We start from the raw sequence: 24,636 nt of genomic DNA, 5'->3' as shown, positions 1-24,636 counted from the left end.
GGCGCCGGGGCACACCAAGCCCAGACAAGACAAGCCCAGACAAGATAAGACAAGACACCCCATGCCAAGCCGGGAGAGACGCTCGCCATGACATCGCACAACCAGGACGTCGCGTTGCCCTCGCTCAGGGCGCTCAGGGCCTTCGAGGCGCTGGCGCGCCACGGTAGCGTGTCGCGGGCGGCGGCCTCGCTGCACCTGACCCATGGTGCGGTCAGTCGTCAGATCAAGCTGCTCGAGGACCAGTTGGGGGTTGCCCTGGTCGAGAAGGAAGGGCGGGGGTTGAGACTGACCGATGCCGGCCGTGAGCTGGCCGACGCCGCCGGATTCCATCTTGGCGCCCTGGCACGGGTCTGCGCCGAGGTCGCTCGCACCAGCGTCCAGTCGCCCTTCGTGCTGAGCTGCCCAGGCTCCTTCCTGGCGCGCTGGTTCATTCCTCGACTGGCCCGCTTGAAGCAGGCTCTGCCGCAGTTGGAGTTGCATCTGACCGCCGGTGAGGAAGGTGTCGCGACGCTATCCGGGGTCGATGGTGTGCTGCGCTTTCAGCGCTTGCCGGAAGGGGAGCCGCCGGGCGAGGTCACCCGTATCCTCGGGCAGGAGCGCATCGGTCCTGTGCTCAGTCGTGAGCTTGAGCTGCATCGGTCCGGCGGGGCTACAGCAAGCCCGCCCGACCCGCGGATACTGCTCGGCCAAGCGCTGTTGCATACCCGTTCACGTCCCTCCGCCTGGGGCGACTGGAGTCGCCGCCAGGGGATCGCGCCGGAGCGGCTGACGATGGGCCAGGGCTTCGAGCACCTCAACTACCTGCTGGAGGCGACCCTGGTGGGGCTTGGGGTCGGCATTGCGCCGGACTACCTGGTGGAAGAGGACGTGCGCGCAGGGCGCCTGGTGGCGCCTTGGGGCTTTGTCGCCACCGACGCCTGCCTGGTGCTGGAACTGGCAGCCGGGCCTAGGGGGGCGCGCCATCCGCTGGCAAATGATCTGGCCGACTGGTTGGCGGCAGAGCTGGCCGAAGCGCCGGTGCTGGGCTGATACGAGGTGCTGGGCTGATACGAGGTGCGAACCGGCAATGGTGTGGCTCGCTACGCTGTGAACGGGTGCCAGGTCGCGCTGCTGCGTGCTGATGGTAGAGCAGGATGTCCGAATGCAGTCGTTGTTAATGTTATGTTATAACGTAGTTTTTTATCAGACTGAACCGGCGGTGAAAGGATGAATGACGCACAGATCGAGGCCAGCCAGGCCGTCAACGACACAGTCAGCGATACGGTCAACGACACGGTCAGCGACACAGACGCCCGGGGGAGGGAGCCCATCGACGATCCACAAAGGCTGTCGGATGTGGCCGTGCAGCAGGTGAGCCAGGGCGTCGCCCTGGACTGGGTCGGCATGGAGGGCATCGCGCTGCCCGTCGAGCTGGCGGGACAGCGGATCGAAGCCAGGGTGAACGCAGGGGTCAGTCTTGACGCCCCGGAGGCCCGCGGGATTCATATGTCGAGGTTGTACCTGGCGCTTGACGACCTGACCGAAGAAGCGCTGACGTTGCCTCGACTGGACGCCTGCCTGGCGCGCTTTCTCGACAGTCACGAGGGTCTCTCCCGGTCTGCCAGCCTGTCTCTCGAGGGACGTTTGCTGTTGAAGCGTCCTGCGTTGGTCAGCGACCTGGCTGGCTGGAAGGCCTATCCCTTTCACCTTGAAATCGAGCAACGAGGTGGCCTGCGGTCGGTAATCCTGCGTCTGGAGGTGGGCTATTCCTCCACTTGCCCCTGTTCCGCGGCGCTGGCGCGTCAATTGATCCAGCAACAGTTCAACCGTGACTTTGCCGCAGAGCCTCATCCGGCCCGTGATGAGGTGCACCGCTGGCTGGGGCAGGAGTCGGGGATCGTGGCGACGCCTCACAGCCAGCGCAGCCAGGTGATCATGGCGCTCAGGCTGGGCCTCGAGGTCGAGGACGTCCCCATGGTCGAAGTCATCGACAGGGTGGAGCAGAGCCTGGGCACGGCGCTGCAGACCGCGGTCAAGCGTCCCGACGAACAGGCCTTTGCATTGGCCAACGGGCAGAACCTGATGTTCTGCGAGGACGCCGCACGTCGTGTGCATGGTTGCCTGATGACCATCCCGGGGATCGATGGCTTCGAACAGAAGGTGATCCATGCCGAGAGCCTGCACGCCCACGACGCCGTGGCCCGCAGCAGTTGGCGCTGGTAGCGTGGGCAAGTACCTGAAGCGGCCTTGCCCTTGTATGGCCGGCCGGCAGGCTAGCGAGGATGCGTGCTGTGATCTGGTAGCGTGGGCAAGTACCTGAAGCGCACTTGCCCTTGTATGGCCGGCTGGCAAGTTCGCGAGGATGCGTGCTGTGATCTGGTAGCGTGGGCAAGTACCTGAAGTGCACTTGTCCTTGTATAGCCGGCCGGCAGGCTAGTGAGGATGCGTGCTGTGATCTGGTAGCGTGCGCAAGGGCCCGAAGCGGTCTTATCCTGGTATGGCCGGCTGGCAAGCCAGCAAGGATATGTGCTTCGGCACGCGTAGGAGACCACTTGGTGGGAGGGCAGGTCGAAACAGGGGTTTGAGACGTGGTTTTATAGGACGGAACACACCGTTCAGGGCGTGGTCATGACAAGGCCATGAAACATCAATGACGTTGCGAAAACAGCACGCCATTGTTGCCTGGTGGGTAGACGCGCCCGTGGCGACTGGTGTCTCCCGAGGGCCATCCTTCACCATGGAAGGGTAGTAGAGAGGCGCTTCAGGTTTCTAAACGTGACGGTTTGTGTCTTTTGCTTTACTCTTTTCACATCATCGGTAGCTGATTCAGCATATAAGCGAAGATTGCTTCCACGCCCAAGCAGGAGGCCATAGGGGGAGATGTGAGATATTGCTGGCGACTCATGGTCCTGGGGCTGACACTGGCGTCGCCCCTGTCGATGGCGCTCGAACCGCCCTCGGGCACGCCTTTGTTGAAGGTGTCCGGTGACATCGGGGTCACCAATGTCGGTGATCAGGCATGGTTCGACCGCGACATGCTCGAGGCGCTACCCCAGGGCACGATCACGACCCATCTCCCCTGGTTTGACGGTGCCTCTGTCTATCGGGGGCCTCTGCTCGAGGGGCTACTCGATGCGGTCCAGGCGCGCGGTACGGAGCTGCGTGTTTCCGCATTGAACGATTTTGTGGCGTCGGTTCCGGTGCAGGATGCCTCGACCTTCAACCTTGTGCTGGCGATGTGGCGCGATGGCGAGCGCCTGGAAGTGCGCAATCAAGGGCCCCTGTTTGTGATTTATCCCTTTGATCAGCATCCTGAAATTTACAACGCTGTCTACCTGACGCGGTCCGTCTGGCAGGTGGAGTCCATCGATGTCCACTGAGCCGCCGGTGGCCGAGGTCAGATTATGCTGAAACTGCCGTATCGCTCGAGGGTGGCGGCCACCGCAACGGTGCTGTTTTTTGTCGCGGCACTGGTGGCGGGTGGCCTGACCTTCGATCGGCAGCAGGAATTGCAGCATCGCATCCTCGATACCGTCACCTGGAACCTCTACCAGTTCGATCGCATGGTGCGCGAAATGCGCATTCAGGCCGCCGAGGTCAGCGCGGATGATATCGATAGCCTGGTCCTCGACTACGAGATTCTGCGCGGACGAAGCGACTTGTTGCGTCAGGGGCAGACTCGGGACTTTCTGCGTCAGACCAGTGCCTCCCAGGAACTGTATCGGCGCGCGGAGCAATTGATCGACGATCTGGGGGGGCGAGTCGAGCCTCTGGAGCAGGGGGGACGCCTGCTCGACGACGACAGGGATGCACTCAAGCAGACCCTGGGGCAGTTGCAGAACGTCAGTCGCGACATGCTGTTGCAACACAAGGCCAGTGTGGCCGAGTTGCGCACCCGAGATACCCAGTCGATGCTGCGTCTGTATGGTGTCGTACTGGCCTGCATCGTGCTGATCATGGTGACCGGTACCGTGCTGGTGCTGGCGCTGATGCGTGAGGGGCGTGCCCACACCCTCAAGGCGGAGTTGCTGCAGGCCCAGTCGCGAGCATTGAAGGAAGCGGTGGAGCGCGCCGAGAACGCCAGTCGCGCCAAGTCCGATTTCATGGCGATCATGAGTCACGAGATGCGCACTCCGCTCAGTGGCGTCATGGGCATGACCGATCTGCTGCGCGACGAATCCCTGAGCGATCAGGGCAAGCGTCATATCGAAGGCCTGGAGGCCAGCGCGACGGGACTGCGCTCGGTGATCAACGATGTGCTCGACTATACGCGGCTGGAGACCGGCCGGATCGAGGTCGAGCGCGAACTGTTTGCGCTGCGCCATATGCTCGACCAGACCACCCTGGGCTATCGTTCGCAACGCCTGGGCGATGTGCAGTTTCTGATGCGCCTGGCCCCGGACCTGCCCGCTTGCGTGGAAGGAGATCAGCATCGGCTGCGCCAGGTACTGCAGAACCTGTTGAACAACGCCTTCAAGTTCACCCGCCAGGGGTTCGTGATGTTGAGGGTTTCCTGTGCCCAGGATCAGCGCATTGCCTTCGTCGTCTACGACACCGGGTGCGGGATATCTCAGCTGGATGTCGAGCGCATCTTTGAGCCCTTCGAACAATCCGATCCGGTGATGGCCAGGCGTCATGACGGTGCCGGTCTTGGCCTGCCCATCGCACGTAGCCTGGTGCGCGCCATGGGGGGCGACCTCAAGGTGGACAGCCAGCTGGGCAGCGGTTCCAGATTCTGGTTCGAACTTCCCTTGCCCGCCAGCGATCAGAAAGAGGAGAAGGTCGAGGTGGCGTCTGCCCCGGCGCCGCTGGCGCCGCACCATGTGCTGGTGGTGGACGACAACCTTCTCAACAGGGAGCTGGTGGCCAGTATGCTGGCCCGCCTGGGCCAGTCCTGCGAAGTCGTGTCCAACGGCGAGCAAGCGCTGCAGGCGCTGTCACAGCGTGACTTCGATCTGGTGCTGATGGATCTGCAGATGCCGGTCATGGATGGTCTGGAGACGACCCGGCGCTGGCGCGAGCGGGAAGCGGCGATCCACCGTGGTGATGGCGACGACGACGCTCGGCTGCCGATCATCGCGGTGACGGCCAACGTTCTGCCGGAACATCGCCGGGCCAGCCGCGAGGCGGGGATGGATGACCTGATCGGCAAGCCTTTCACGCGTCAGGATCTAGGCCAGGTGCTTGGTCGCTTTCCCTCTCGGGTCTATCCCTCCCTCGACCCCGACGAAAACTTCTGGACGCCTCCGAGTACATCCGCCCACGAAGGGGCCTCCGCGCCCAGCCAGACGGCGACGGAAGAAAGAGTCGCCAGTGCCGACCTGCTGTCGCGAACGACGCTTCAAGAGTTGCGCTCGATGGTCTCGGCGGATGCTCTGGAGCGCATGGTACGCGGCTACCTGGCCCGCTTTCCTGCTCGCATCGCGAGGCTCTACACGGCCCACGAAGAAAGGGACTTCGACATGCTGGTCGGTGAGGCCAGGGAGCTTCATCATGCGTCAACCACCCTGGGGTGCACGGCAGTGGTCGCGGTGGTGGAGGCAATCATCGAGCACGGTGAGATGGGCCGTCACGAGCCGCTGGTGCCGCTGATCAAGGAACTGGAGGACATCGGCACCCGCACCGGTCTTGCCTGGCGAACCACCGGAGTGCTCGACAGCTTTCGCTGAATCCTGAGCGTGAATGCCTTCCCTGGCCGTTGAACTGGCAGTAGCATGTCGCTGGTACGGCAAAAATTCGTCGAGAATGCCGATTTTCAATGGGAGAGGCGTCATGGGATGGCGAACCATCGCGTTGGTGATGCTATGGGGAATGGTCGGACAGGCTCTTGCGCTGGACGCCCCCGGTGGCAGGGTGATCCTCGAGGTGGGTGGGCGCATCTCCGTGACCAATGTGAGTGATGAAGCCCACTTCGACCGCGCCATGCTCGAGGCGCTGCCCCAGCATGTCGTGGTGACCGGCAATCCCTGGATCGATGGTCAGTCTCGCTTCGAGGGGCCGCTGCTCAGCGATGTACTGGCGGCGGTGGAGGCCGAGGGCGACGAGCTCAGGGTGGCCGCCATCAAGGACTACGAGACGCTGATGCCGGTGAGCGACGCCCACGAACATGGCGTGATCCTCGCCATGCGCCGCGATGGAGAGCGCATGAGAATCCGCGACAAGGGCCCCTTGTTCGTGGTCTATCCTTTCGACGACCAGCCGGAACTCAAGACCAATATCTACTTCAGTCGATCTGTCTGGCAGGTCGCCCGCATCGACGTCAACTGAGTTCTCATGGCCCATCGTCTGCGCATCAGGATTCCTGCGATCGCCGCCGTCGTCTTCATTGTCGCCGTGATGGTGACAGGAGGGCTGATCTATGACCGCAACAAGGCGATCTACCACCGAGACGTCGACACCGTCACCTGGACCCTGTATCAGTACGATCGCTCGCTGCGCGATCTGCGGCTGGCCATCTGGGAGCGCGGCGATAGCCGGCTGGACGAGACCCTTTTGGATTTCGAACTGCTGTACGGGCGCTTCATGGTGCTGCTGGAGGGCCAGACGAGCAACTTCCTGGATCGCTACGCGACCGGTCGTGAGCTGATCGACGAGCTGGATCGTGGCATGCAACGGCTGGATCGACGCTTCATTGCGGTGGCCGATGGAGACGTTGCCTATGACGCTGCACTGCGACGCGAACTGATAGAGCGTCTCGGCGAAGCGCAGGAACTGAGTCGGCAATTGATGCTGCATCATGGTCGAATCGCCGCGGAAGAGCGCAGCGCGGACATGGGCGTGCTCGGGCGATTGTACATCGCGGTGCTGATCTCGATCCTGCTGTCGCTGATCGCCGGTGGCGTGCTGATTCGTGCGCTGGTGAAGGAGGCGCGTCAGCATCGTCACAAGACCCATTTGCTCGAATCCCAGTCCGAAACCCTGCGCGAGGCCTATCAGCGCATGGAAGTGGCCAATCGCGCGAAGTCCGACTTCATGGCCATCATGAGCCATGAAATCCGTACGCCACTCAACGGCGTGCTGGGCATGGCCGAGCTGCTGCACGACGAACCCTTGAGTGATCAGGGACGCCGCCAGATAGAAGGGCTGCGTGACAGCGCCGCTGGGCTGCGTTCGGTGATCAATGACGTGCTCGACTACACCCGTATCGAGGCAGGGCACCTGGCGGTCGAACGTCAACCCTTCCACCTGTCGAGAATGCTGGAGCAACTCGCGACCGGCTATCAGACCCAGAGCCGCAGCGGGGTGCAGTTCCTGATGCGTGCCGCTCCCGCCTTGCCCACCTGGGTCGATGGCGACGTGCATCGGCTGCGCCAGGTGCTGATGAATCTGCTCAACAACGCCTTCAAGTTCACCGAAAGTGGCTTTGTGATGCTCCGGGTCTCCGACAATGGGGACGGCCGGCTGACCTTCATGGTCTACGATACCGGCTGCGGTATCGCCCAGCAGGACCAGCAGCGCATCTTCGAGCCCTTTGCCCAGACCGATACCGCCCTGTCACGCCGTCATGAGGGTGCCGGCCTGGGGTTGGCGATCTGCTCGCAGCTGGTCGCGGCCATGGGCGGAGAGCTCAAGGTGGAAAGCCAGCCGGAGTCCGGCAGCCGATTCTGGTTCGATCTTCCCTTGCCGGTGGTGGCGGGGGTGGAAGAGGGTGCTGCCAGCACCGGGCAGCAGGAGCCGCTGGAAAGCCAGCACGTGCTGGTGGTCGAGGACAATGCCCTCAATCGTGAGCTGGTGGCCGCCATGCTGACCAGACTGGGACAGACCTGCGAACTGGTGGGCAATGGCGAGCAGGCGTTGGAGGCCCTGGGCCAACGACGGTTTGATCTGGTCTTGATGGACATGCAGATGCCGGTGATGGACGGGCTGGAGACCACGCGTCGCTGGCGCCAGCACGAAGAGGCTCTACGCGAACAGGGCCAGCGGGTCCAGCGTTTGCCGGTGATCGCGGTGACCGCCAACGTCATGCCCGAGCATCATCGCGCCTGTCTCGATGCGGGAATGGACGACGTCATCGGCAAGCCGTTCTCGCGCAAGGAGCTGTCTGCTGCGCTGCGCCGTTACAGCCGGGTGCACGCGGCACCGAGCTCCGCTGACGCGAGTCCATCAGGTGGCGACAATCCCGGCAGGGGTTGCGATGGCAGGGGTTGCGACGGTAGGGCGAGTGGTCCGGACCGCGACCTGGACAGCGAGACCTTAGGCGGCACTGTCGAAGCGGCACCCGCCGTCGTTGCCCCGATGCTCGAGGATCGGCCCCGGATCGACGAGACGCTGCTTGCCGGAGACACGGTAGAGGAGCTGCGTCAGGTGATGTCGCCCCAGGGCCTGAGTCGCATGGTGGCCAACTATCTGCAGCGTTTCCCGGAGCGGCTCGAGCAGATGCGAGAGGCGCTGTCTGTCGGCGACCACCAGGCACTCGGTCAGATTGCTCATGACGTCAAGGGCGTCTCTGCTTCGCTGGGCTGCCAGGCCCTGGAGGCGCAGGCCGCCCGAGTGGAGCGCATGGCAAACGACGGCCAGCAGGCGGAACTCGAGACACAGCTCGAGATACTCGCCCGGCTGGGCCCGGCGACCGGCCAGGCTCTGCGATCGGCGGGGCTGTTGCAGACCTGAAAGCGGCCCTGGGCGGGACCCTTCGATGAGGTGACGTCCCGCCGCTGGCGGGGCCTAGACGTCGCCGGGAGCCACGCCGCTGGCCCAACGTTCGTCCGGATGCACCTCATTGGCCGGCATCACCGGATCGTAGCCCTCATGGCGCAGGGCCTCGATGACCTCTCGGGTATGTTCGCTGCCCAGCGTCTCCAGGGTGGCTTCGACCTCGGTGGCGCGCAGCGACAGGTCGGTGAAGGTACGCTGGTGGGTGATGCTGATGACGTTGGCACGCTGCTCGGCGAGCAGTTGGGTCAACTCCGACAGCGAGCCGGGTACGTCGGAGATGCCCACGCGAACGCGCACGATGCGACCAGAGCGCACCAGGCCGCGCTGGATCACCGACGACAACGCCTGCATGTCGATATTGCCGCCGCACAGGACCAGCCCCACCTTGCGACCGCGGAAGCGCTCCGGCTGGCTCAATACGGCAGCGAGTCCCGCCGCACCGGCGCCTTCCGCGACCGTCTTCTCGATCTCCAGGAACATCAGGATCGCCCGCTCGATGGTGGCCTCGTCGACCAGCAGGATGTCACTGACGTGCTCGCGCACCAGTTCTCGCGTGATCTTGCCGGGCTGCTTGACCGCGATCCCCTCGGCAATGGTAGCGAGGCTGCAGTGGATCTTTTCACCCGCCAGCGCCTGCTGCATGGCGGGAAAGCGGGCGGTCTGCACCCCGATGATCTCGATGTCGGGATTGAGTCCCTTGGCGGCCACGGCGTTTCCGCCGATCAGGCCGCCGCCGCCGATGGGGATGACCAGCGCATCCAGATCCGCCACGTCTTCGAGCATCTCCAGCGCGATGGTGCCCTGGCCGGCAATCACGCGCTCGTCGTCGTAGGGGTGGACGAACACATAGCCGTGCTCCTCGGCCAGGCGAGCCGCGTAGTCTCCGGCCTCGTCCACCCCATCACCGACCAGGTGCACTTCGGCGCCAAGGGCCCGGGTATTGCTGACCTTGAGATTGGGAGTGTGGCGCGGCATCACGATGACCGCCCGGATGCCGAGCCTTGAGGCGTGGTAGGCCACCGCCTGAGCGTGGTTGCCGGCCGACATGGCGATGACCCCCCGCTGGCGCTCGTCTTCGGACAGGGACAGCAGGTGGTTGAGGGCGCCGCGTTCCTTGAAGGCGGCGGTGAACTGGTGGTTCTCGAACTTGATGTACAACTCGCAGCCGGCCAGCCGCGACAGCGTGGCGGAATGCAGAAAGGGAGTACGGGCGATATGGCCGACGGTCGCATCGGCGGCACGTCGAATGTCTTCAAGGGTCACACTCATCCGGGATCTCCAGCGGGTAACAGACAGATGGCCGGAGGTCGTCCGGCACAAGGTGTCGCCGGCGGGGTCGCCGGCTCGATCCGAGAGCCAGGCGTGGCCGGCATTGCCGAGGGGAAGGGCGGCGCTCAGTCGGTGGTAGCCGGGTGAGTCGCCGCCTGGCGCATTCGACGGCGCAGGGCGGCCGCCAGGCCGAAGACGTGGTCGTCTTCGCCACCCATGGCGTGCAGGGCGTCTGCCAGGTGCAGCAGGTAGTCTCTGTTGGGGCCGCTGGGGCCATGGGCGTGGGCGATCTGCTCGGCGATGCTGTCATCGGAGGCGTCACCGAGATAGGCCGGGTTGGCATCACCGGCGATGTAGACCAGCCCCTCGGCGGTCCTGGCGGTGGTCAGGCCGTCATCGTCGAGCGGGTCATCGACATCAGGCTGATCATTGTCGGCGAGATCGTTGTCCAGAAAATGCAGCGTGACACGCTCACGCAGATAGCCGTTCTTTTCACGCAGGTCCAGGGGGGCCAACACCTCCGGCCCGATCAGGTAGGCCATGCCCAGGCACCGCGAGCCCGGCTGGTGGATCAGCGTCGCGACGCGACCAGGAGCCTCAGGAGTGCCGCGATGATCGTGGGAGCCCTGCCAGAACCGGCGGGCGTAGCCTTCGATCAGCGCTGGACGACGTGCGCGATAGGCGAAGTCCGCCTTCCAGATCAGCGAGCCGTAGCCGAATAGCCAGATCGCCTCGCGAGAGCCGAAATGGTCCTGGCGTCGATTGGCTTCCCGGGTGTCCGCGCTGACAGGCGTTGGCCGGTTGGAAGGGGAGTCCTGCGGGTGCATCGAAGATCCTTGTCGAATGAAGTCAGACGGACTGGTGGTGCTCGAGTCGATACCGCCACGCCGTCACTGCGCCGGGCAACCGGTTTGTCAGTACAGGAGGCGCGGGTATGATGGTGAGCGCCACGCAAGAAGCCACGAGGGCCAGGTTCCTTGGACCGCCAATAGGCAAATTATCAGCTCCGAAGGCCAGGATGAAGCCCGAATGTCCTGGTCCCTCTTTCGGGTAACGGCCGGTGGCGGCGTCCTGGCACTCCGACAATGATTCATGCAAGACCGAGAAAAAGGAAATGAGGCCATGAGTTTTACCGTCTATCTGTCCGGTGAGATCCACACCGACTGGCGTGAAGAGATCAAGCAGGGAGCCAGAGACGCCGGGCTCGACGTGGTGTTCACCCAGGCGGTGACCGACCATGATGCCAGCGACGCCGCCGGAGACATGCTGGGCGTGCCGGAAAGTGGCTTCTGGCGGGATCACCAGTCTTCCAGGGTCAACGCCATCCGGACCCGGACCCTGATCGAGCAGAGCGATCTGGTGGTGGTGCGCTTCGGTGACAAGTACAAGCAGTGGAACGCGGCCTTCGACGCCGGCTACTGCTCGGCTCTCGGCAAGCCCTATGTGACGCTGCACGGCGAGGACATCGTACATCCGCTCAAGGAGGTCGATGCGGACGCCCAGGCCTGGGCCACGACCACCGACCAGGTGGTAGAGATCCTGCGCTACGTGCTGCGGGACTGATGCCGGCGCTGCCTCGAGCCTCGCACGATGGCATCCACTGGCGAGGGTGGGCACTGCCATTGCCCAAGCCCGTGGCTTCAGCGATAACGCTCGGGGCAGTAACGACATGGCCCGGAATCCTTAAGGAGGATCCCGGGCCATGTTTCAGGGGCCTTGGCCCCTGGCTGGACGTCCCGTCTGGTGACGGCAGAGGTCGACAGCGCTGTATCAGGCGTTCTGGTCGATGAACTGGGTCAGCTGGGACTTCGACTGGGCACCTACCAGGGATGCCACCTTGGCACCTGACTTGAACAGCATCACGGTGGGGACGCCACGCACGCCCTGCTCGGCGGCGATTTCCGGGGCATCATCGACGTTGATGCTGACGACCTTGAGGGCGCCGTCACGCTCCTCGGCGACTTCATCGACCACCGGTGCCATGACCTTGCAGGGGCCACACCAGGGAGCCCAGAACTTCAGCAATACCGGGGAGTCGGCCTGCAGAACTTCCTGCTCGAAGTTGGCATTGGTGACATCGACATTGTTAGCCATGTGTTTCTCCATCTACGTTGCGCTTCATCGAGCGGAATGTGGGACATGTCTGCCATGTCCGGTGGGACGATGGTAGCGGTCGGCCCATACGCTGGCAAATATTGGGTCGATAGTTTCTTAGTCAGCTTACGAATCGCTGCATCTCATCTCATTATGCTATAAAGTAATCACAAAGGTGGTTTTTTATGGCGCTTTGGCATGTTGTCATGTCCGAGGTCCAGTGCTTGAACCCGGGCAAGGACGCTGTCACGCCGCCAACGCGATGGCTCCAGTCTAGTCCGCTTCCGCGACCACCGTGCCAATCCGTCGACTTCGGACGAGGTAAGCCCCGGCCATGAAATTACAGCAGCTGCGCTATATCTGGGAGGTTTCCCGCCACAACCTGAATGTGTCGGCTACCGCTCAGAGTCTTTTTACCTCTCAGCCAGGCATATCCAAGCAGATTCGTCTGCTGGAAGACGAGCTTGGCGTGGAGATCTTCGCGCGCAGCGGCAAGCACCTGACTCGCGTGACACCCGCAGGGGAGGCGATCATCGAGCTGGCAGGCCAAGTGCTCAGGCTGACTGCCAACATCAAGGATGTGGCCCAGGAACACAGCGACGAGCGGCGGGGCAGCCTGTCCATCGCCACCACCCATACCCAGGCGCGCTACTGCCTGCCGCCGGTGATCCAGAACTTTACCCAGCGCTACCCGGATGTCGCTCTGCATATGCAGCAGGGGACGCCCAAGCAGATCGCTCAGATGGTCAGCGAGGGACAGGCCGACTTCGCCATCGCCACCGAGTCGCTGGAACTGTTCAATGACCTGGTGTTGCTGCCGTGTTATCGCTGGAACCGCTGCATCCTGGTGCCGCGGGATCACCCCCTGGCCGAGGTCGAGCGTCTGGGACTCGACGAACTGGCCAAGCACCCGCTGGTGACCTACGTGTTCGGTTTCACCGGACGCTCGCAGCTCGACGACGCCTTCCGTGCCCGTGGACTCTCTCCCAATGTGGTGTTGACCGCCGCCGACGCCGATGTGATCAAGACCTACGTGCGTCTGGGGCTGGGGGTCGGCATCGTGGCGCACATGGCGGTGGACGAAGTGCTCGATGAGGATCTGGTAGCGCTGGACGCCAGCCATCTGTTCGAGAGCTCCACGACCAAGATCGGTATCCGCCGCGGCACCTTCATGCGCGGCTACATGTATGACTTCCTGCAGCAGTTTGCCGACCATCTGGACCGTGATCTGGTCGACGCTGCCCTGGCAGCGGGACCGCGCCATGAACACGCGCTGTTCGACAAGATCAGCCTGCCGGTGCGCTGACCGCGGCGAGGTGGCACTAGGCGAGCTTCACTGACGTCGTCATGAACGGAAAGGCCCCGGACTCAAGCGAGTCCGGGGCCTTTGCGATCTTGTGAGGCTGTGCAGCCAGGTACCTCAGAGCGTCAACTGGTGGCCGCCTGGGGCAGGTTGAGGGCATGCAGCCCGCATTCCTTGCCACCCTGGTCTTCCCACCACCAGCGACCCTCACGTTCATGCTGGCCCGGCAGAATGGGGCGGGTGCAGGGGGCGCAGCCGATACTGACGTAGCCCTTTTCGTGCAGGGCGTTGTAGGGCACATCGAAGGAGCGAATGTAGTTCCACACGTCTTCGCTGGTCCAGTGGGTCAGCGGGTTGATCTTGTAGAGCGGTTGATCGTCACTGCCGAAGGCGGTGTCGCGCTCGGCGATCTGCAGCTTCGAACGGGTGCCCGGGCTCTGGTCCCGACGCTGGCCGGTGACCCACACCGGCAGGCCTGCCAGGCGCTGGCGCAGCGGCGCTACCTTACGGATGCCGCAGCACTCGTGGTGACCGTCCTGATAGAAGCTGAACAGTCCCTTCTCGCTGGTCAGCGCCTGCACTGCCTGCTGATCGGGGAAGCGAATATCGAGCTCGATATCATAGTGATTGCGGACTCGTTCGAAGAACTCGTAGGTCTCGGCGTGCAGACGCCCGGTGTCCAGGCTGAACACCTTGACCTTGTCCTTGGGCGCGACCTTGAGCGCCAGGTCGACGAGCACCACGTCCTCGGCGCCGGAGAATGACACGGTCAGCTCGCCGAAGGCCTCGTAGGCGGCTTTCAGGATATTCTTGGGTGTCGCCTGGTCATTGGCCAGGACGAACGCATTGGGGTCAAAGGACGTCACGGCGACCTCCACTGGGGGTTTTGCCGATACCCTACCAAAACCCGCCGCCATCGCCCCAATATCGATTGGTTCGGTTCTTATATAGCGTTTATCGATTAGCGGTAAGGTTTCTTATTACTATTTGGAAGGTGTGCCCAGGGCGGCCATTAGATGGCGAATCTTGTCCTGGGTTTCTGTGTACTCGGCCTGTTCCCGAGAATCCGCCACCAGGCCACCACCGCCCCAGATGTGCAGTCGGCCGGCATCGGCGACCAGGGTACGGATGGCGATGGACGTATCCATATGGCCACGCACATCGACGTAGCCGAGGCTACCGCAGTAGGCGCTGCGTCGATCCGGCTCCAGTTCGTCGATGATCTGCATGGCGCGAATCTTGGGGGCGCCGGTGATCGAGCCACCGGGGAAGGCCGCTTCCAGCAGCTTGAGCGGTGGCGTCTCGTCGGGTAGGCGTCCCTTCACCACGCTCACCAGATGGTGAACATTGGCGTAGCTTTCCAGTCCGCACAGTTGAGGGACCTTCACCGTGCCGGGCTGACACACGCGACCCAGATCATTGCGCAGAAGGTCCACGATCATCACGTTCTCGGCGCGATCCTTGATGCTCGAGGACAGCTCCTGTGCCAGGGCTGCATCCTCCTGCTCATTGGCTCCCCGTGGCCGTGTTCCCTTGATCGGACGCGTCTCCACCTCGCCCTGGCGGCTTTCGACGAAGCGTTCGGGCGACAGCGACAGCAGCGCCTGTTCGCGCCCTGCGCACTGCCAGGCCATGAAGCCGGCGAAGGGGGTCGGCGTCGCGTCACGCAGGCGGAGATAGGCCTGCCACAGGTCTCCTCGGTAATCCGCCGAATACCGTTGAGCCAGATTGATCTGGTAGCAGTCTCCGGCACGGATATAGTCCTGCACCCTGGCAAAGCGATCGCGGTAGCCCGCTTCGCTCAGGTTGGAGGTGAAGGCGGAGTTCAGCGAAAAGTCGCCGGCAGGTGTCGCTGTCGCCAGCCAGGTCTGTACCTGCTGGCGCCGTTCGGGGGAGGCGACGAGAAGGCAGCGGCGCTCCTGGTGGTCCTGGATCAGCGCCCAGTCATACAGGCCGAGCCGGGCCTGAGGCAGTGCGGTGGCGGTCTGTGAAGGCCCTTCGATTCCCGCCAGTTGCCGGCCCAGGTCGTAGCTCCAGTAGCCGATCAGCCCGCCGACGAAGGGAAGATCAAGCGGCTGGCGTGGACGGGGCAGGCGTTCGAGCAGGCGCTGCTGGGCGTCGAAGGCGGAACCCTCGAGGGCCCTGCCGCTCGAGTCTCTGGGCAGACCATGCTGATCGACTTCCAGCCATTCGATGGGGTCGCTCGAGAGGATATCGAATCGTCCGCCGGGGGCCTGGGGCCGGCCGCTGTCCAGCAGCACCGCTCCGGGCCTCGAGCGCAGAGACTCGAAATAGCGCAGGGGGGTCGCGTGGTAGGGCAGGGAGGTGGTCTGGAGCTCGGCGTTCATTCGGGGCCTCGGGCGTTGCAGGCGGCATATTCTACGGGCAACGACAGGGCTTGTCGTTGTGGAAGGATGGCGCGAGTCAACGCTGCATTGTCGACAGCACAAGGAAGATGGATGGCATTGTCTACAACCAATGGTTAAGGTTATGAGCCTGATCAGGCCATTGACCCGCGCCTTGGCGTATCTTACATTTCCGTTATCCCAACATTGTCGACAATGATCCCATGACCAGCGCCGAATACGAGACCCCCGCCACCCCCGAAGTCAGAACCCTCGCCGAGCGGGTCTTTCATCAATTGCAGGACGCCATCGTCCGGGGAGAACTGGCGCCGGGCAGCAAGATCACCGAGCCGGGACTGTCCAAGGCCTACGGTATTTCTCGTGGGCCGCTGCGCGAGGCCATGCGACGACTCGAGGCTCACCGGCTGATCGAACGAGTACCCCATGTGGGTGCCAGGGTGGTCAAGCTGTCCATGAAGGAGCTGATGGAGCTGTTCGACGTGCGCGAGGCGCTGGAAAGCATGGCCGCCAGGATCGCCGCCGAGCATATGACCGCCAGCGAGATCGCCGGCCTCCGAGAAGTGCTGGCAGTGCACGAGAAGCAGGCTGATCTGGCCAGCGGTGAGGCCTACTATCAGCGCGAGGGAGATCTGGACTTCCACTATCGTATCGTGGTGGGCAGCCACAATCGCATGCTGATGGCCCTCTTGTGCGACGACCTCTATTACCTGGTCCGGATGTACCGCACCCAGTTCAGCGCCAGCGGTGCACGTCCGCAGAAGGCCTTCGTCGAGCACCACCGTATCGTCGACGCCATCGAGGCGGGTGACGCCGAGCTGGCGGAGCTGCTGATGCGTCGCCACGTCAGCGCCTCCCGCGAGAACGTGATGGCGCGCTACGCCGCCTCGCTGGAGGGGCGCGACGAACCCCAGGTGGTCGCCGGCAACGGCCTGGTGACCTGATCTTACTTTCCCCTGACTGGAGCCCCCCATGACATCCTCGTCCACTTCGACCCCTGGTGCCCGCTTTCGTGCGGCGCTCAACGCCAATAGCCCGCTGCCCATCGTCGGCACCATCAACGCCTACACCGCGATGCTGGCCGAGCGGGTCGGGCATCAGGCGATCTATCTGTCCGGCGGTGGCGTTGCCAATGCTTCCTTCGGGTTGCCGGACCTGGGCATGACCACCATGAACGATGTGGTGGAAGACGCCCATCGCATCTGCGGGGCCAGTGACCTTCCGCTGTTGGTGGACATCGATACCGGCTGGGGGGGCGCCTTCAATATCGGGCGTACAGTCAAGGAGATGCAGCGGGCCGGGGTCGCTGCCGTGCACCTGGAAGACCAGGTGGCGCAGAAGCGCTGTGGCCATCGCCCCAACAAGGCGATCGTGTCCCGGCAGGAGATGGTGGATCGGGTCAAGGCGGCTGCCGACGCGCGCATCGATCCGGAGTTCTACCTGATCGCCCGTACCGATGCCTTCCAGAAGGAAGGACTCGACGCGGCCATCGACCGTGCCAACGCCTGCATCGAGGCCGGTGCCGATGCGATCTTCGCCGAGGCGGTGCACACCCTCGACGACTATCGCGCCTTCTGCGAGCGGGTGGATGCCCCGATCCTGGCCAACATCACCGAATTCGGCGCCACCCCGCTGTTCAGTCAGCAGGAACTGGCCGAGGTGGGGTGCAGCATGGTGCTCTACCCGCTGTCGGCGTTCCGCGCCATGAACGCTGCCGCGCTCAAGGTCTACCAGAGCATTCACGACAACGGACACCAGCGCGACGTGGTCGACACCATGCAGACCCGCGATGAACTCTACGACGTGCTGGGCTACCACGACTTCGAGCGCAAGCTCGACGCGCTGTTCGACGAGGGCAAGGACTGAGAGACCCTCGGGCGTCCAGCACGCCTTTCATGCCTTTTTATAACAACGACCAATGACGAAAATGGAGATACGCCATGGCTGATAAACCGATTGGAGGAGCCGGTCTGCGGGGACAGAGCGCCGGTGCGACTGCACTGTGCACCGTGGGCCAGAGTGGCTCGGGCCTGACCTATCGCGGCTACGACATCAAGGAACTGGCGGACAAGGCCCGCTTCGAGGAGGTGGCCTACCTGCTGCTCAAGGGCAAGTTGCCCAACCAGAGCGAGCTGAACGCCTACATCACCAAGTTGAAGGGCCTGCGCGGTCTGCCCGAGGCGCTCAAGACGGTACTCGAGCAGATCCCGGCGGACGCCCACCCGATGGACGTGATGCGTACCGGTGCTTCGATGCTCGGCAACCTGGAAACCGAGGCCGACTTCAGCCAGCAGCAGGACGTCTCCGATCGCCTGTTGGCGGCGCTGCCCTCGATCATCTGCTACTGGTACCGCTTCAGCCATGATGGCGTGCGCATCGACACCGAGACCGACGATGAGTCCGTGGGCGGGCACTTCCTGCACCTGCTGCGTGACGAGCCGGCCTCCGAGCTGCATGCCAGGGTGATGAACGTCTCGCTGATCCTCTACGCCGAGCACGAGTTCAACGCCTCGACCTTTACCGCTCGTGTCTGTGCATCGACTCTGTCCGACATGCATTCCTGCGTCACCGGGGCCATCGGCTCCCTGCGTGGCCCGCTGCATGGCGGCGCCAACGAGGCGGCGATGGCGATGATCGAGAACTGGCAGAGCGCCGAAGAAGCCGAACGCGAAACCCTCGGCATGCTCGAGCGCAAGGAAAAGATCATGGGCTTCGGACACGCCATCTATCGCGAGTCCGACCCGCGCAACGCCATCATCAAGCACTGGTCGAAGAAGCTCGCCGACGACGTGGGCGACACCCGCCTGTACCCGGTGTCCGAGCGGGTCGAAGCGGTGATGTGGCGCGAGAAGAAGCTGTTCTGCAACGCCGACTTCTTCCACGCCAGCGCCTATCACTTCATGGATATCCCGACCAAGCTGTTCACCCCGATCTTCGTGTGTTCTCGGGTGACCGGCTGGTGCGCCCACGTGTTCGAGCAGCGCGAGAACAATCGCATCATCCGCCCCAGCGCCGACTACACCGGCCCGGCCCACAGCGAATGGGTACCCATCGAAGAGCGTGACTGAGCCCGGGGCTCTCCCGAAGGTACCCCAACGGTATCCCGAGGCTCGAGCGGCGGGGCGCGCGCATGGTCATGGTTGTGGTCATGGTCATGCGCAGGCACAAGTGGCTCCGCCGCCTTCCTACCATATTCGCGCCGCGAGGGCCGTGCCCTCGGGCGCCCGAGACCGTGACGCCCATGAACACCGACTATCGCAAGCCCCTGCCGGGGACCGACCTTGACTACTTCGATACCCGGGAGGCGGTGGACGCCATCTCTCCCGGCGCCTACGACCGACTGCCCTACACCTCCCGGGTGCTGGCCGAGAACCTGGTGCGCCGCTGTCCGCCGGAGGATCTCACGGCGGCGCTGTCCCAGATCATCGAGCGCAAGCGTGAACTCGACTTTCCCTGGTTCCCTGCGCGGGTGGTGTGCCACGACATCCTCGGGCAGACGGCGCTGGTCGACCTGGCCGGCCTGCGTGACGCCATCGCCGAGAAGGGTGGTGATCCGGCCAAGGTCAATCCGGTGGTGCCGACCCAGCTGATCGTCGACCATTCGCTGGCGGTGGAGCACCCGGGATTCGAGGAGGGCGCCTTCGACAAGAACCGCGCCATCGAGGATCGGCGCAACGAGGACCGCTTTCACTTCATCAACTGGACCCGCGAAGCCTTCGAGAACGTCGACGTGATCCCCCCCGGCAACGGCATCATGCACCAGATCAACCTGGAGAAGATGTCGCCGGTGATCCAGGCCCGTGACGGCGTGGCCTTCCCCGACACCCTGGTGGGTACCGACAGCCACACGCCCCACGTGGACGCCCTCGGCGTGATCGCCGTCGGGGTGGGCGGGCTCGAGGCCGAAAGCGTGATGCTGGGGCGTGCCTCCTACATGCGACTGCCTGACATCGTCGGGGTGGAGCTCAGCGGCAAGCCCCAGCCTGGCATCACCGCCACCGATATCGTGCTGGCGCTGACCGAATACCTGCGCAGCGAACGGGTGGTGTCGAGCTATCTCGAGTTCTTCGGTGAAGGCGCGGGGCACCTGACACTGGGTGATCGTGCCACCATCTCCAACATGACGCCGGAGTATGGCGCCACCGCCGCGATGTTCTACATCGACGATCAGACCCTCGACTACCTCAAGCTGACCGGGCGCGAGCCGGAGCAGATCGAACTGGTGGAGACCTACGCCAAGGCCGCCGGCCTGTGGGCCGACAGCCTCGTCAACGCCGACTACGAAAGGGTGTTGCACTTCGACCTGTCCAAGGTGGAGCGCACCCTGGCGGGGCCTTCTAGTCCACACAACCGGGTCTCTACGCGGGAGCTTGCCAGTCGCGGTATCGCCGCTCCTTACGAGCAGAAGGACGGCGAGATGCCCGATGGCGCGGTGATCATCGCCGCCATCACCAGCTGTACCAATACCTCCAATCCGCGCAACGTCATCGCCGCGGGGCTTCTGGCCAAGCGCGCCAACGAGCTGGGCCTGACCCGCAAGCCCTGGGTCAAGACCTCGCTGGCGCCGGGGTCCAAGGCGGTGCAGCTGTATCTGGAGGAGTCGAACCTGCTCGGTGAGCTCGAGCAGCTCGGCTTCGGCATCGTCGGTTTCGCCTGCACCACCTGCAACGGCATGAGTGGTGCGCTCGATCCGGTGATCCAGAAGGAGGTGGTCGAGCGTGATCTCTACGCCACCGCCGTGCTGTCGGGTAACCGCAACTTCGATGGGCGTATCCACCCCTACGCCAAGCAGGCGTTTCTGGCCTCTCCGCCGCTGGTGGTGGCCTACGCCATCGCCGGCAGCGTGCGCTTCGATATCGAGAAGGACGCCCTGGGCGAAGACGCCGAGGGCAACCCGATCACCCTGAAGGATCTGTGGCCGGCGGATGACGAGATCGATGCGATCATCGCCGAGAGCGTCAAGCCGGAGCACTTCCGCGACGTCTACATCCCGATGTTCGACACCACCTTCGACAGGTCGAAGGACATCAGCCCGCTGTACGACTGGCGCGAGATGAGCACCTATATCCGGCGTCCGCCGTACTGGGAGGGTGCGCTGGCCGCCGAGCGCTCGCTGACCGGGCTGCGCGCCCTGGCGGTGCTGGGGGACAACATCACCACCGACCACCTGTCGCCGTCCAATGCCATCCTGCCGACCAGCGCGGCGGGGGAGTACCTGGCCAAGATGGGCCTGCCGGAGGAGGACTTCAATTCCTACGCCACCCATCGAGGTGATCACCTGACCGCCCAGCGGGCGACCTTCGCCAACCCCAAGCTGATCAACGAAATGGCGGTGGTCGACGGTGAGGTCAAGCAGGGCTCACTGGCTCGCCTCGAGCCCGAGGGCGAGGTCATGCGCATGTGGGAGGCCATCGAGACCTACATGGCGCGCAAGCAGCCGCTGATCGTGATCGCCGGGGCCGACTATGGTCAGGGTTCCTCCCGTGACTGGGCCGCCAAGGGGGTGCGTCTGGCCGGTGTCGAGGTCATCGTGGCCGAGGGCTTCGAGCGCATCCACCGCACCAACCTGATCGGCATGGGGGTACTGCCGCTGCAGTTCGAGGAGGGGACCACACGCAAGACCCTCGGCATCGACGGCAGCGAGACCTTCGATGTCCGCGGCGACATCCAGCCGGGGGCCAGCCTGACCCTGGTGATCAAGCGGCGTGACGGAGAAAGCGTCGAGGTGCCGGTGACCTGTCGTCTCGACACCTTCGAGGAGCTGTCGATCTACGAAGCCGGTGGCGTGCTGCAGCGTTTCGCCCAGGACTTCCTCGAATCGGAGGTGGCGTGATGGCCGCTTTTGCTCCGCAGCTCCGCATTCCCGCCATCTACATGCGTGGCGGCACCAGCAAGGGCACCTTCCTGCGCAAGGACGACCTGCCCGAGGCCGCGCGTGAGCCCGGCCCCGTGCGCGACGCCCTGCTGATGCGTCTGGTCGGTAGCCCCGATCCCTACGCCAAGCACACCGACGGCATGGGTGGCGCCACCTCCAGCACCAGTAAGGTGGTCATCGTCAGCGCCAGCGAGTCGCCGGATCACGATGTCGACTATCTGTTCGGCCAGGTGGCCATCGACAAGGCCTTTGTCGACTGGAGCGGTAACTGCGGCAACCTGTCCTCGGCGGTCGGTCCCTTCGCCATCGAGAGCGGACTGATCCCGCCTGAGCGAATTCCTGCCGACGGCGAGGTGGAGGTACGCATCTGGCAGGCCAACATCGAAAAGACCATCGTCGCCCGAGTGCCGATACAGGACGGTCAGGTGCAGGAAAGCGGTGACTTCGAGCTCGACGGCGTGGCCTTCCCCGCCGCCGAGATCGGCCTGGCCTTCAAGGACCCCGCCGACGGCGAAGGGCGGATGTTCCCGACAGGCCAGGTGGTGGATGAACTCGAGGTTCCCGAGGAGGTGGTGGCCGGAGGTCGCATTCAGGCAACCCTGATCAATGCCGGTATTCCGACCATCTTCGTCAGCGCGGCCGACCTTGGCTATGACGGCACCGAGCTTCAGGACGATATCAATTCAGACCCCGCCACCCTCGATCGGCTCGAGACGCTACGGGCCCACGGCGCGCTGAAGATGGGTCTGATCTCGAGACTCGAGGAGGCCGCGAGCCGTCAGCACACGCCGAAGCTGGCCTTCGTCGCCTCGCCTCGGGGCTACCGGGCGTCCAGCGGCAAGCAGATCGACGAAGGCGATATCGATCTGCTGGTGCGGGCCATGTCCATGGGCAAACTGCATCACGCCATGATGGGCACCGCGGCCGTGGCCATCGGAGTGGCCGCCGCGGTGCCGGGGACCCTGGTCAGCCAGGCCGCCGGCGGCGACGATGGGCGCAGTTCGGTGGTCTTCGGTCATCCCTCCGGCACCCTGCGGGTCGGGGCGCGAGCTGAACAGCTGGACGGGGAATGGACCGCCACGGAGGCGACCATGAGCCGCAGTGCCCGCATTCTGATGGAGGGCAAGGTCAGGGTGCCGGCTGACGTCCTCGATTCATAACGCTCTCGACCGATGAAGCCCGCCAGTGTCGATACTGGCGCCAGTGGCGCACCACGACGATACTGACAACGGACCTTTTGCATTAGCGCCGCCGCCAGGCGGCGCTGTCGTTCTCCCCCCATTCTCGAACCTCTCGCCATCCGCCCACGCTGGTCCTCGGACTCCCGGCTCTGGCTCAGGTGCAGGCACGCCGGCAGCGGGCGATAGCGCTCACTGGAAGGAGGCAGACATGAGCACCGTCGAATCCAATGTTCGTCCCGACTACGACGACGAACTCAAGGCCATCGCCGACTATGCGCTGGACGCCGTCATCGATAGTGACGAGGCCTTCGATACGGCGCGCCACTGCCTGATGGATACTTTGGGCTGTGGCCTGCTGGCATTGCGCTTCCCTGAATGCACCAAGCATCTAGGGCCGCTGGTGGAAGGCACCCAGGTGCCATGTGGCTCGCGGGTGCCTGGCACGTCCTATCGACTGGACCCGATCAAGGCGGCCTTCGATATCGGAGCCATGGTGCGCTGGCTGGACTACAACGATACCTGGCTCGCGGCGGAGTGGGGGCACCCGTCGGACAATCTGGGCGGTATCCTGGCGGTGGCCGACCATCTCTCACAGTGCCGCGTGGCCAGGGGCGAAGCCCCGTTGGTCATGCACGAGGTGCTCGATGCGATGATACGGGCACACGAGATACAGGGCGTGCCGGCGCTGGAGAACTCGTTCAATCGTGTCGGACTGGACCACGTGTTACTGGTCAAGGTGGCGTCCACTGCCGCTATCGCCAGGCTGCGCGGCGCCAGTCGTGAGCAGACGCTGTCGGCGCTATCCCATGCCTTCGTCGACGGTCAGAGCCTGCGCACCTACCGCCATGCTCCCAATGCCGGTTCGCGCAAGAGCTGGGCCGCCGGTGACGCCACCTCGCGGTCGGCGCGTCTGGTGGACATCGCGATGCGCGGGGAAATGGGCATACCCGGCGTCCTGAGCGCTCCCCAGTGGGGCTTCTGTGATGTCTCCTTCAGTCACTCCAATCGTGATCTCTCGCTGAAGCCCGAGGACACCCGGCGTCTACGTCTGCCTCAGTCGTTTGGCAGCTACGTGATGGAGAACATCCTGTTCAAGCTTTCCTTCCCCGCAGAGTTTCATGCCCAGACGGCCTGCGAGGCGGCGGTCACCCTGCACCCCGAGGTCAAGGGGCGGCTGGATGAGATCGAGCGCATCGAGCTGACTACCCATGAGTCGGCAATACGCATCATCTCCAAGGAAGGGGCGCTGGCCAACCCGGCAGATCGAGACCACTGCCTGCAGTACATGGTGGCGGTACCGCTGATGCTGGGTGAGCTTCAGGCCGAGCACTACGAGGATGACTTTCATCAGGCTCATCCGGAGATTGATGAGCTGCGGGAAAGGATGGTGGTCGTCGAGGACGAGGGCTATACACGGGACTATCTGGACCCGGACAAGCGATCGATCGCCAACGCGGTCAGGGTGGTGTTCACCGATGGTAGTGCGACTGACACGGTGGAGGTGGCATATCCCATTGGTCATCGCCGTCGTCGCGAAGAGGGCATGGCGGTGCTCGAGGCCAAGTGTCGACGCCACCTGGCCACCCGATTCGCCCCCGGACGTTGCGACGAGATCATGACGCTGTATCAGGACGCCGAGCGCCTGGCGACGACGCCGGTTCATCGCTTTGTCGATCTGCTGGTGCTGTAGAGACCAACGAGGGGAGGGCGGTGGCTTGGGCAGCGTGGGCAGCGCTGTCCCCGGGCGTACCCATGGGCCTGCAAAATCCGTCGCCGGGCAGGCTTAGCCTTTGGTCGAAATTTTTTTACACGAAGTGCTTGCCAAGGCCGGCCCCGATCCGTAAAGTACGCATCCGCTGCCGACGACGAGCAAACGTCACAGGCGGTGAAGAGTGGTAAAAGTGATTGTTTTGAAAA

The 24,636-nt window shown here is 63.9% G+C and carries 19 protein-coding genes; 14 read left to right on the top strand and 5 right to left on the bottom strand.

The window, feature by feature from the left end; genetic code table 11:
- Positions 1 to 87 precede the first annotated feature (87 nt).
- The 6 genes from EBB56_RS04150 (at position 88) to EBB56_RS04125 (ending at position 8,589) form a co-directional block, all read left to right on the top strand.
- Positions 88 to 1,029, top strand: a complete 942-nt coding sequence (locus EBB56_RS04150) for a LysR family transcriptional regulator (RefSeq protein WP_124803021.1) — start codon at positions 88 to 90, stop codon at positions 1,027 to 1,029.
- A 177-nt stretch (positions 1,030 to 1,206) separates the two neighbouring features.
- The gene (folE2, locus tag EBB56_RS04145; RefSeq protein WP_124803019.1) at positions 1,207 to 2,202 is read left to right on the top strand and encodes a GTP cyclohydrolase FolE2; all 996 of its coding nucleotides are present in this window, start codon (positions 1,207 to 1,209) and stop codon (positions 2,200 to 2,202) included.
- Positions 2,203 to 2,882: 680 nt separating this feature from the next.
- On the top strand, positions 2,883 to 3,359 hold the full coding sequence (locus tag EBB56_RS04140) for an oxidoreductase (protein WP_045993782.1): 477 nt from the start codon (positions 2,883 to 2,885) through the stop codon (positions 3,357 to 3,359).
- A 24-nt stretch (positions 3,360 to 3,383) separates the two neighbouring features.
- A complete protein-coding gene (locus tag EBB56_RS04135) occupies positions 3,384 to 5,648 on the top strand; it encodes an ATP-binding protein (protein ID WP_124803017.1) in 2,265 nt (754 codons plus the stop codon).
- Between the two features lie 103 nt (positions 5,649 to 5,751).
- Positions 5,752 to 6,246 carry a molybdopterin-dependent oxidoreductase gene (locus tag EBB56_RS04130; RefSeq protein ID WP_108133826.1) on the top strand — a complete coding sequence of 165 codons (495 nt, stop codon included), beginning with the start codon at positions 5,752 to 5,754 and terminating at the stop codon, positions 6,244 to 6,246.
- 6 nt (positions 6,247 to 6,252) lie between these two features.
- On the top strand, positions 6,253 to 8,589 hold the full coding sequence (locus EBB56_RS04125; protein WP_124803015.1) for an ATP-binding protein: 2,337 nt from the start codon (positions 6,253 to 6,255) through the stop codon (positions 8,587 to 8,589).
- A gap of 54 nt (positions 8,590 to 8,643) precedes the next feature.
- Here EBB56_RS04125 and EBB56_RS04120 read toward each other — a convergent pair whose 3' ends face one another.
- Both EBB56_RS04120 and EBB56_RS04115 read right to left on the bottom strand, forming a co-directional pair.
- Positions 8,644 to 9,903, bottom strand: a complete 1,260-nt coding sequence (locus tag EBB56_RS04120; protein ID WP_124803013.1) for a threonine ammonia-lyase — start codon at positions 9,901 to 9,903, stop codon at positions 8,644 to 8,646.
- Positions 9,904 to 10,028: 125 nt separating this feature from the next.
- Positions 10,029 to 10,730, bottom strand: coding sequence for a gamma-glutamylcyclotransferase (locus tag EBB56_RS04115; protein ID WP_045993778.1), 702 nt, complete (start codon positions 10,728 to 10,730; stop codon positions 10,029 to 10,031).
- A 295-nt stretch (positions 10,731 to 11,025) separates the two neighbouring features.
- On the opposite strand from EBB56_RS04115, the gene EBB56_RS04110 reads away from it, so the two are divergent.
- A complete protein-coding gene (locus EBB56_RS04110; RefSeq protein ID WP_045993777.1) occupies positions 11,026 to 11,466 on the top strand; it encodes a YtoQ family protein in 441 nt (146 codons plus the stop codon).
- Positions 11,467 to 11,673: 207 nt separating this feature from the next.
- Here EBB56_RS04110 and trxA read toward each other — a convergent pair whose 3' ends face one another.
- On the bottom strand, positions 11,674 to 11,997 hold the full coding sequence (gene trxA, locus EBB56_RS04105) for a thioredoxin (RefSeq protein WP_045993776.1): 324 nt from the start codon (positions 11,995 to 11,997) through the stop codon (positions 11,674 to 11,676).
- A gap of 334 nt (positions 11,998 to 12,331) precedes the next feature.
- On the opposite strand from trxA, the gene cysB reads away from it, so the two are divergent.
- Entirely contained in the window at positions 12,332 to 13,303 is a 972-nt protein-coding gene (gene cysB / locus EBB56_RS04100) for an HTH-type transcriptional regulator CysB (RefSeq protein WP_124803011.1), read from the top strand.
- Between the two features lie 122 nt (positions 13,304 to 13,425).
- Here cysB and EBB56_RS04095 read toward each other — a convergent pair whose 3' ends face one another.
- Together EBB56_RS04095 and pabB are read right to left on the bottom strand one after the other, a co-directional pair.
- Positions 13,426 to 14,217, bottom strand: coding sequence for a phosphoadenylyl-sulfate reductase (locus EBB56_RS04095; RefSeq protein WP_108133822.1), 792 nt, complete (start codon positions 14,215 to 14,217; stop codon positions 13,426 to 13,428).
- 66 nt (positions 14,218 to 14,283) lie between these two features.
- The gene (gene pabB / locus EBB56_RS04090) at positions 14,284 to 15,648 is read right to left on the bottom strand and encodes an aminodeoxychorismate synthase component I (protein ID WP_124803009.1); all 1,365 of its coding nucleotides are present in this window, start codon (positions 15,646 to 15,648) and stop codon (positions 14,284 to 14,286) included.
- A gap of 221 nt (positions 15,649 to 15,869) precedes the next feature.
- Between pabB and EBB56_RS04085 the strand changes: the two genes are divergently transcribed.
- The 6 genes from EBB56_RS04085 to EBB56_RS04060 all read left to right on the top strand — a co-directional run bounded on the left by EBB56_RS04085 (position 15,870) and on the right by EBB56_RS04060 (position 24,409).
- On the top strand, positions 15,870 to 16,607 hold the full coding sequence (locus EBB56_RS04085) for a GntR family transcriptional regulator (RefSeq protein WP_045993772.1): 738 nt from the start codon (positions 15,870 to 15,872) through the stop codon (positions 16,605 to 16,607).
- A gap of 28 nt (positions 16,608 to 16,635) precedes the next feature.
- Positions 16,636 to 17,529 (top strand): methylisocitrate lyase, encoded by an 894-nt coding sequence (prpB, locus tag EBB56_RS04080; RefSeq protein ID WP_124803007.1) that lies wholly within the window; start codon positions 16,636 to 16,638, stop codon positions 17,527 to 17,529.
- Between the two features lie 74 nt (positions 17,530 to 17,603).
- Positions 17,604 to 18,731, top strand: a complete 1,128-nt coding sequence (prpC, locus tag EBB56_RS04075; protein ID WP_045993770.1) for a 2-methylcitrate synthase — start codon at positions 17,604 to 17,606, stop codon at positions 18,729 to 18,731.
- Between the two features lie 173 nt (positions 18,732 to 18,904).
- Positions 18,905 to 21,496 carry a Fe/S-dependent 2-methylisocitrate dehydratase AcnD gene (gene acnD, locus EBB56_RS04070; RefSeq protein ID WP_045993769.1) on the top strand — a complete coding sequence of 864 codons (2,592 nt, stop codon included), beginning with the start codon at positions 18,905 to 18,907 and terminating at the stop codon, positions 21,494 to 21,496.
- The gene (gene prpF / locus EBB56_RS04065; protein ID WP_124803005.1) at positions 21,496 to 22,698 is read left to right on the top strand and encodes a 2-methylaconitate cis-trans isomerase PrpF; all 1,203 of its coding nucleotides are present in this window, start codon (positions 21,496 to 21,498) and stop codon (positions 22,696 to 22,698) included. The genes acnD and prpF overlap by 1 nt, the downstream gene beginning before the upstream one ends.
- Positions 22,699 to 22,927: 229 nt before the next feature.
- On the top strand, positions 22,928 to 24,409 hold the full coding sequence (locus tag EBB56_RS04060; protein ID WP_124803003.1) for a bifunctional 2-methylcitrate dehydratase/aconitate hydratase: 1,482 nt from the start codon (positions 22,928 to 22,930) through the stop codon (positions 24,407 to 24,409).
- Positions 24,410 to 24,636 lie beyond the last annotated feature (227 nt).

The organism is Halomonas sp. YLB-10 (genome assembly GCF_003856855.1).
Taxonomy (GTDB): domain Bacteria; phylum Pseudomonadota; class Gammaproteobacteria; order Pseudomonadales; family Halomonadaceae; genus Halomonas; species Halomonas litopenaei.
Note: the sequence above shows the minus strand (reverse complement) of the source record. Positions and strands in the feature narration are given on the sequence as shown.

What these genes read in the sequence shown, in the direction of transcription:
- trxA (WP_045993776.1), bottom strand. Translation starts at nt 11,997, where the DNA reads ATGGCTAACAATGTCGATGTCACCAATGCCAACTTCGAGCAGGAAGTT.
- acnD (WP_045993769.1), top strand. Translation starts at nt 18,905, where the DNA reads ATGAACACCGACTATCGCAAGCCCCTGCCGGGGACCGACCTTGACTAC.
- EBB56_RS04150 (WP_124803021.1), top strand. Translation starts at nt 88, where the DNA reads ATGACATCGCACAACCAGGACGTCGCGTTGCCCTCGCTCAGGGCGCTC.
- prpF (WP_124803005.1), top strand. Translation starts at nt 21,496, where the DNA reads ATGGCCGCTTTTGCTCCGCAGCTCCGCATTCCCGCCATCTACATGCGT.
- prpB (WP_124803007.1), top strand. Translation starts at nt 16,636, where the DNA reads ATGACATCCTCGTCCACTTCGACCCCTGGTGCCCGCTTTCGTGCGGCG.
- EBB56_RS04140 (WP_045993782.1), top strand. Translation starts at nt 2,883, where the DNA reads ATGGTCCTGGGGCTGACACTGGCGTCGCCCCTGTCGATGGCGCTCGAA.
- EBB56_RS04115 (WP_045993778.1), bottom strand. Translation starts at nt 10,730, where the DNA reads ATGCACCCGCAGGACTCCCCTTCCAACCGGCCAACGCCTGTCAGCGCG.
- EBB56_RS04085 (WP_045993772.1), top strand. Translation starts at nt 15,870, where the DNA reads ATGACCAGCGCCGAATACGAGACCCCCGCCACCCCCGAAGTCAGAACC.
- EBB56_RS04060 (WP_124803003.1), top strand. Translation starts at nt 22,928, where the DNA reads ATGAGCACCGTCGAATCCAATGTTCGTCCCGACTACGACGACGAACTC.
- cysB (WP_124803011.1), top strand. Translation starts at nt 12,332, where the DNA reads ATGAAATTACAGCAGCTGCGCTATATCTGGGAGGTTTCCCGCCACAAC.
- prpC (WP_045993770.1), top strand. Translation starts at nt 17,604, where the DNA reads ATGGCTGATAAACCGATTGGAGGAGCCGGTCTGCGGGGACAGAGCGCC.
- EBB56_RS04095 (WP_108133822.1), bottom strand. Translation starts at nt 14,217, where the DNA reads ATGGCGGCGGGTTTTGGTAGGGTATCGGCAAAACCCCCAGTGGAGGTC.
- EBB56_RS04125 (WP_124803015.1), top strand. Translation starts at nt 6,253, where the DNA reads ATGGCCCATCGTCTGCGCATCAGGATTCCTGCGATCGCCGCCGTCGTC.
- pabB (WP_124803009.1), bottom strand. Translation starts at nt 15,648, where the DNA reads ATGAACGCCGAGCTCCAGACCACCTCCCTGCCCTACCACGCGACCCCC.
- EBB56_RS04110 (WP_045993777.1), top strand. Translation starts at nt 11,026, where the DNA reads ATGAGTTTTACCGTCTATCTGTCCGGTGAGATCCACACCGACTGGCGT.
- EBB56_RS04130 (WP_108133826.1), top strand. Translation starts at nt 5,752, where the DNA reads ATGGGATGGCGAACCATCGCGTTGGTGATGCTATGGGGAATGGTCGGA.
- EBB56_RS04120 (WP_124803013.1), bottom strand. Translation starts at nt 9,903, where the DNA reads ATGAGTGTGACCCTTGAAGACATTCGACGTGCCGCCGATGCGACCGTC.
- folE2 (WP_124803019.1), top strand. Translation starts at nt 1,207, where the DNA reads ATGAATGACGCACAGATCGAGGCCAGCCAGGCCGTCAACGACACAGTC.
- EBB56_RS04135 (WP_124803017.1), top strand. Translation starts at nt 3,384, where the DNA reads ATGCTGAAACTGCCGTATCGCTCGAGGGTGGCGGCCACCGCAACGGTG.